The following is a 6247-nucleotide window of genomic DNA, read 5'->3' as shown; positions in this document are numbered from 1 at the left end:
GTGCAGATGCTGTTGGGGCAGTAACGCCAGGCGCTACGGGCTTAGGATGGGGAGTCCGGGCGGCTGCAACAACAAAGACAGTAACTAAAGCAAGAGAGCTGGGTGGCGCACATCGTACAGTGAAAGGTGTGGCTGGTAATGAAGCGCATCATATGCCAGCAAATGCGGTTAGTCCATTTTCTACAGGGAAAGGACCTGCGATATCCATGTCTAAAGCGGATCATCAAAAAACAAAAAGTTGGGGATCATCTAAAGAGGCAAAAGCTTATCGTGCTGAGCAGAAGAAACTTATTGAACAAGGAAAATTTAAAGAAGCTCAACGGATGGATATAGATGATATACAATCAACATTTGGAACTAAATATGATGGACAGATGTATCAAATGCGATTGTATACAGACCACTTATTAAATAATCAATCACTTAAAAAATAGCTGAGATAGAATAATGTTTGAAATAACTCCATATGTTGGTGCTGGCTTAATTAAGTTTGGTATGAAACGGGAAGAAGTAAGAAAGCTTATGTCCGGGTATGAACCTAGAGTATTTAGACGGAATTCTTATTCCGAGTCTGCTACTGACGGTTACGATGAACTTGGGATTAATATATATTATGATAGTACAGATGAAGTTATAGCATTAGAGTTTTATGAGCCTGCCCAAGTTGTTTTTAAAGGAATAGAACTGTTTAAGCTTCCTGCATCTGAAGCTTACAAGTTAATGGCTACATTAGATAAAGATATTGCTATTGATGAGGATGGATTAACATCATTTAAATTGGGGATCGGTCTTTATGAACCCAATTATGAGGAAGAGCCAATGTTACCAGTTGAATCAGTTATAGTATTTGTAGAAGGGTATTATGATTAATTTAGCTACTAATTAATAAGTACAATAGTTTAAGGCCTAATTAAAAATTAGGCCTTAATTTTATAATTGGAAAAAAGATGTAGAAAGAAATTTTAAATAATTTAAGCTAAAGAGACGAAGTTTTATTTTTGCTTGAATCTTATATAAGATATTCTTTAGTGGATTATAAATGTAAAGTATAAAAAATGATCATGTAAGTTTTTTATTTTAGAAAAAACAGAATTAAAAGTATAAGAAAAAGAAAAAAGCTTGACGGTATATAGTAAATTTTATTTAATGTGGATTAAAATAATTAAGTTTTATTTAGAGGTCAATTTGTTTATTGCTTATAAGAAAAATGGTTTTACTTTACTGGAATTAATGATTGTTTTAGTGATCGTTGGACTATTGGCAGGTATTATTGGGCCTAATTTATTTAAGAATTTAGATAAATCGGAAACAACTGTAGTAAAGGCCCAAGTTGATGCATTTACAAAGGCCATTGATCAATATCGTTTAGACGTAGGTGAATTTCCTAACAGTAATGAGGGATTAAAGGTACTTGTACAAGCAGGAGAGAATAGTGAAAATTGGAAGGGTCCATATATAAAGAAAATTCCACTTGACCCTTGGGGTATGCCTTACCAATATAGAGTTCCCAGTGAATTCAATTTAAATTATGACGTTTTCTCAACTGGTAAAGATAAAAAAATAGGCGGTGAGGGCGAAAATTTAGATATAGGTAATTGGTAAAATGGCTGAGTTTTCAGTTAAATATATTTCTAAATCTAATAAAATGATTAGTGAGAATTTTTCCTCTAAAAATAGTCATGAACTAGAACAAATTATTTTATTAGAAAAAGAAGGAATATTAGTTGAATATAAAGAAATTAAACAAGGAAAGAGTACTAAGATTAATTATGTCATTTTTGCTTATGAGATAAGGACATTACTAAAATCAGGTATTTCAATAGCAGAAGCATTAAGTATTTTGAAAGAAAATAACACAAACTATAGTGATATGGTAAGGCAATTGTTTGAAGGGCTGCACGATGGCCAAAGTTTTTCTAATGCAATGAATGTAAGTGAATATGATTTTCCTAGTCTATTAATTGCAACTATTGCTGCAAGTGAGAAAAATGGTACATTAATAAATGCTTTAGAAAATTATATAAATTATGAGTCAAATGTAAATAAAATTAAAAGTAAAGTTATTAGCGCCTCTATTTATCCTGTAGTACTTATTATAGTATCTTTTTTGATAGTATTATTTTTGCTAGTTTACCTTGTTCCAAAATTTTCAGTTATATATCAAGATGTCAGTGTTGAGTTGCCATTTTTATCAAGAAGCCTTTTATCATTTGGTAGTATTGTTTATGACTATAAAATGTTTTTCATTTTTAGTATCATATTCTCAATTTTATTAATTGGATTCTATTTTTATAAAGTTGGGATACAGGCTTTATTATTAAAAATTATTCAATTAAATAAATTTACTGCAGAAATATGCGAAAAATTTTTATTATCAAGATTTTATAGAGGATTCGCTTTATTATTAGAATCAGGTTCATCTGTTACAGAAGCATTTTCGCTAATGGAAGGAACATTAACTAAAAAGCATAAACTAAAAATACAACAAGCTAGATCAATGATACTTGAAGGAAAAAGCCTAAGCTCATCATTAATAAGCTCAAAACTCACTACACCAATTTCATCAAGATTATTGAGTGCTGGTGATAAAAATGGTGAAATTATAAATATGCTAAAACAATCATCAGAATTTTATGATATGGAGATAGAAAATTTTATTGAACGTGCTAGTCAAATTATTGAACCAATATTGATGATTATTATAGGTTTTTTTATAGGTGGTATAATTGTTTTATTATATATGCCAATTTTTGATTTAGCTAATAGTGTGCAACAATGAATTACGATAATATTTTTGTTGATCAAATATTCGATAACGAACACTTGTCGAATATAGAGTTAGATACATCTATTATTAGTGAAAAACTAATTTTAGAAAAAGAAGTATGTTGTGTCTATAAAAATGATATTAAATTTTATTTATTTAAAAATAAACCAACAGTAAAATTAATTAATTGGATATCAAATTTTGATGATACAGATTTTTTAGTAGGTCAATTTCATAATTCAGATGTTTTTTATGAAACTATTAAAGATAAATTTTCAGATAAAAATGATAATTATAGTCAACAAGACATAAAGCAAAGTGAAAATAATACTGAATCTTTTCTTTCAGATATTCTGAAAGAAAGTTTTAGTCTTGGAGCAAGTGATATTCATTTTGAGAATAAGTTAAAATCAATAATAATTAAAGTACGGTTAGATGGTGTATTAATTACGCTAAAAAAAATTGAAAATAAAAAATTTGGTGAACAGCTTATTTCAAGATTAAAAGTATTAGCTAATTTAGATATCGCTGAACAGAGAATTCCTCAAGATGGTCGTTTATCTACCTTCATAGACATCAAGGAGTTAGATTTACGAATATCAATTATGCCTGGGTTGCATGGTGAAGATGCTGTACTTAGAATTTTAGACAAGAGTAATTTAGTAAATACAATCAGTGAAACTATCAGCTTGGAAAATTTAGGTTTTAAAGATAATAACCTTGAAATTGTAAAAAAATTAGCAAAATCACCATATGGCATGATTCTTTTTACTGGTCCAACAGGTTCAGGTAAGACTACCTCCTTATATGCTTTATTAAATGAAAATAATAATGGGTATAGTAAAATTATTACAGTTGAAGATCCAATTGAATATCAAATTGAAAATGCTTTACAGATACCAGTAAATGAAAAAAAAGGGTTAACATTTGCTAAGGGTTTACGATCTATTTTACGTCATGACCCTGATACAATTTTAATTGGTGAAATTCGAGACAAAGAAACAGCTGAAATAGCTATTCAAGCCTCACTTACCGGTCATTTAGTTTATACATCTGTACATGCCAATAATGCTTTAGATGTAATTGGGCGTTTTAAACATATGAATATTGATATGTATGGATTCTTAAGTTGTTTAAATGGTGTAATTGCGCAACGTTTAATAAGAACAAAATGTAAATATTGTATGGCACAAATAACAGAAAAAATTGGATGTGAAGAATGTCATTTTACTGGATTTAAAGGTCGCAAAGCAATTATGGAAATTATGATGATTGATGATTATCTAAGAGAAATGATTTTGGAAAATCAAAGTATAAAAACTATAAGAACTTATTTGAAAAAAAATGGAATGCGGACTCTTAGAGAGGAGGCCATTGAAGCGGTCAATAATAACGAAACTACTATGGACGAAATTAATAGGGTTACTCATGCTGAATCTTTTTAAAATTATTCATATCTATATAGATAATGATTCTTTATTTTGGGTTTATATTATTAATAAAAAAGTTAAACAAAAAGGAGTATATGATTTAAAAAATGGTTTGGAAAATTTGCAACTGTATTTTGTTAATGTTTTAAAAGTAAAAAATTTATATTTTTTTTACTTTAAAATAAATATCTCTAATTCTTTTTATAAAGTTTCAGTATTGCCATTTGTTAATACCTATTTAACAGTTGATAAAATAAAAAAAATATCTAATTCTATTTTTTCAAAGAAATATTTAAATTTTGATGAGTGTGATTATCAATTTTTTTGTAGTAAACAAAGATTTGGTAATCCAATTGTTATTATTGCTTTAAATAAAGATATCTATAATTGTTTTTTTAGTTTGAATTTTGCGAGATTTGAATTGCATTTTGATGTGATTGAAATTTTAAATAAAATGAAATTAAATGAGTCAAAAATATTAAGTCTTAATGGCAGTTTTTATTATTATGAATTTTATGAAAAAAAATTAATTGATATAAATATCTTTCATAATAAAAGAGCTTTAAGAAATATTGAAATATTTGAATTGGAATTTGATTATTTAATTGATAGTGATAAACTTATTTTTCCTAAAATTATGAGTTTACAATGTATAAAGTAAAGCCAGTATTAATAAAAAAAGATATTTCACTATTTCTTGTTTTATCTTTATGTATTGTTTTAATTGTTAATTTTTATTTTTTATTTCAATATAAAAATAAAACTGATCAATTAATGTTGAGTTATAGTGAATTAATTGAAAATAAAGATAAAAAGAATGATCTTTCTTTTTATGAGAATCAATCTTTAGATTTTTATAAAGAAATAGATCAAATAATGGCGAAAAAAGAAATTGGTATTTCTATAGAAAAAATATCTTTAACACCTAAGCTAATTGTGGTCTATGGTAACTCGACAAATATGAATTATATTAATATTTTTAAGGCTAATGTAAAAGAAAAATATACTTTGAAAAAAGTTAATAAACAAAAAGATTTATATTATTTTGAGCTGGAGAAAAAAAATGAATAATTTAAAATTTCGTCTAATATGGTATATAAACTCTTTGGTATACAGTAACGCTATTTTTTTTATAATGCTTTTTTTTGTAATAGTGTGGGTGGGTTATAGTAATATTTATATAAAGAAAAATTATATAAAAATAATAAATAAATATGAAGAGTTAATTGATCATAAGGTAATGGATATAAAAGACCAATCTTTTCCAAAGTCTAAAGATATTGATTTATATAGTTTGATTGTTAGTGAAGCTGAAAAAAACAATATAGACATTAAATCATATATAATGAACAAGAAAAATTTTATTTTTTCTTTGGTTGGTTCAACAGATGAAATTAGGAATTTCATTTTTAAAATTAATGATTTGAGTGATAAAGATAAATTGAAAATAAATAAAATAGATTTATCTTTTGAGGAAATTAATAAGACAGGGCTTGTTTTGGAGGTACAGTCTTATGATAAATAAATATATATCTTATATATCTCTATTCTTGATTTTAACTATTCTAATTCAAATTGAGTATTTTTCTAAGAGCTTAAATATTGGTGCGATTAGTATGCAATCTAAGGAGGAGTTATCTTTTAAGACGAATAATATTGTAGGAAAAAAAGTGATTTTATCAACAAATTGGGCTTTTTCAAATGGGGAACCTTCCATTATAGTATTAAAGGATGAATTGAAAAAAAATATTGATATAGTGGTTAAAAAAGATAAGTTAAAAAAGGAAATGTTAATTTTACCCAAGACTATAGATACTATACCAGTATATCAGAATTTATCTAATTCAAATTATTCAAATCATAATATTTCATATATAGGTGTCGCTAATTCTGAAGGTGAATTATCGTTTTTTTTTGAAATTGATAATAATTATGTATATCTTAAGATAAATGATATATATAATAATATTAAGCTAATTTCAGTTGGTAGTAGCAATATTACTTTAATTGATCTTGTAAATAATAAAGAGTATTCGGTAAGTAAATAAGT

The 6247-nt window shown here is 26.4% G+C and carries 8 protein-coding genes and 1 pseudogene; all 9 read left to right on the top strand.

Annotated features, from left to right (window positions below; all coding sequences use genetic code 11):
• Positions 1 to 434, top strand: a pseudogene (locus ODQ17_RS13115) (hypothetical protein); the annotation flags it as partial.
• 88 nt (positions 435 to 522) lie between these two features.
• Positions 523 to 870, top strand: a complete 348-nt coding sequence (locus ODQ17_RS13110; RefSeq protein WP_322904207.1) for a hypothetical protein — start codon at positions 523 to 525, stop codon at positions 868 to 870.
• A 249-nt stretch (positions 871 to 1119) separates the two neighbouring features.
• On the top strand, positions 1120 to 1602 hold the full coding sequence (gene gspG / locus ODQ17_RS13105) for a type II secretion system major pseudopilin GspG (RefSeq protein WP_322904203.1): 483 nt from the start codon (positions 1120 to 1122) through the stop codon (positions 1600 to 1602).
• 1 nt (position 1603) lies between these two features.
• Positions 1604 to 2779, top strand: coding sequence for a type II secretion system F family protein (locus ODQ17_RS13100; RefSeq protein ID WP_322904201.1), 1176 nt, complete (start codon positions 1604 to 1606; stop codon positions 2777 to 2779).
• Entirely contained in the window at positions 2776 to 4212 is a 1437-nt protein-coding gene (locus ODQ17_RS13095; protein WP_322904199.1) for a GspE/PulE family protein, read from the top strand. The genes ODQ17_RS13100 and ODQ17_RS13095 overlap by 4 nt, the downstream gene beginning before the upstream one ends.
• Positions 4196 to 4858 (top strand): hypothetical protein, encoded by a 663-nt coding sequence (locus ODQ17_RS13090; RefSeq protein ID WP_322904197.1) that lies wholly within the window; start codon positions 4196 to 4198, stop codon positions 4856 to 4858. Before ODQ17_RS13095 ends, ODQ17_RS13090 begins: the two co-directional genes overlap by 17 nt.
• Positions 4846 to 5268 carry a hypothetical protein gene (locus tag ODQ17_RS13085; protein WP_322904195.1) on the top strand — a complete coding sequence of 141 codons (423 nt, stop codon included), beginning with the start codon at positions 4846 to 4848 and terminating at the stop codon, positions 5266 to 5268. Before ODQ17_RS13090 ends, ODQ17_RS13085 begins: the two co-directional genes overlap by 13 nt.
• Positions 5261 to 5722: a hypothetical protein gene (locus ODQ17_RS13080; RefSeq protein ID WP_322904192.1), complete on the top strand. Its 462-nt coding sequence runs from the start codon at positions 5261 to 5263 to the stop codon at positions 5720 to 5722. Before ODQ17_RS13085 ends, ODQ17_RS13080 begins: the two co-directional genes overlap by 8 nt.
• Positions 5712 to 6245, top strand: coding sequence for a hypothetical protein (locus ODQ17_RS13075; protein ID WP_322904190.1), 534 nt, complete (start codon positions 5712 to 5714; stop codon positions 6243 to 6245). The genes ODQ17_RS13080 and ODQ17_RS13075 overlap by 11 nt, the downstream gene beginning before the upstream one ends.
• Positions 6246 to 6247: the final 2 nt, after the last annotated feature.

The organism is Acinetobacter sp. IRS14 (assembly GCF_034650275.1).
Taxonomy (GTDB): domain Bacteria; phylum Pseudomonadota; class Gammaproteobacteria; order Pseudomonadales; family Moraxellaceae; genus Acinetobacter; species Acinetobacter oleivorans.
Note: the sequence above shows the minus strand (reverse complement) of the source record. Positions and strands in the feature narration are given on the sequence as shown.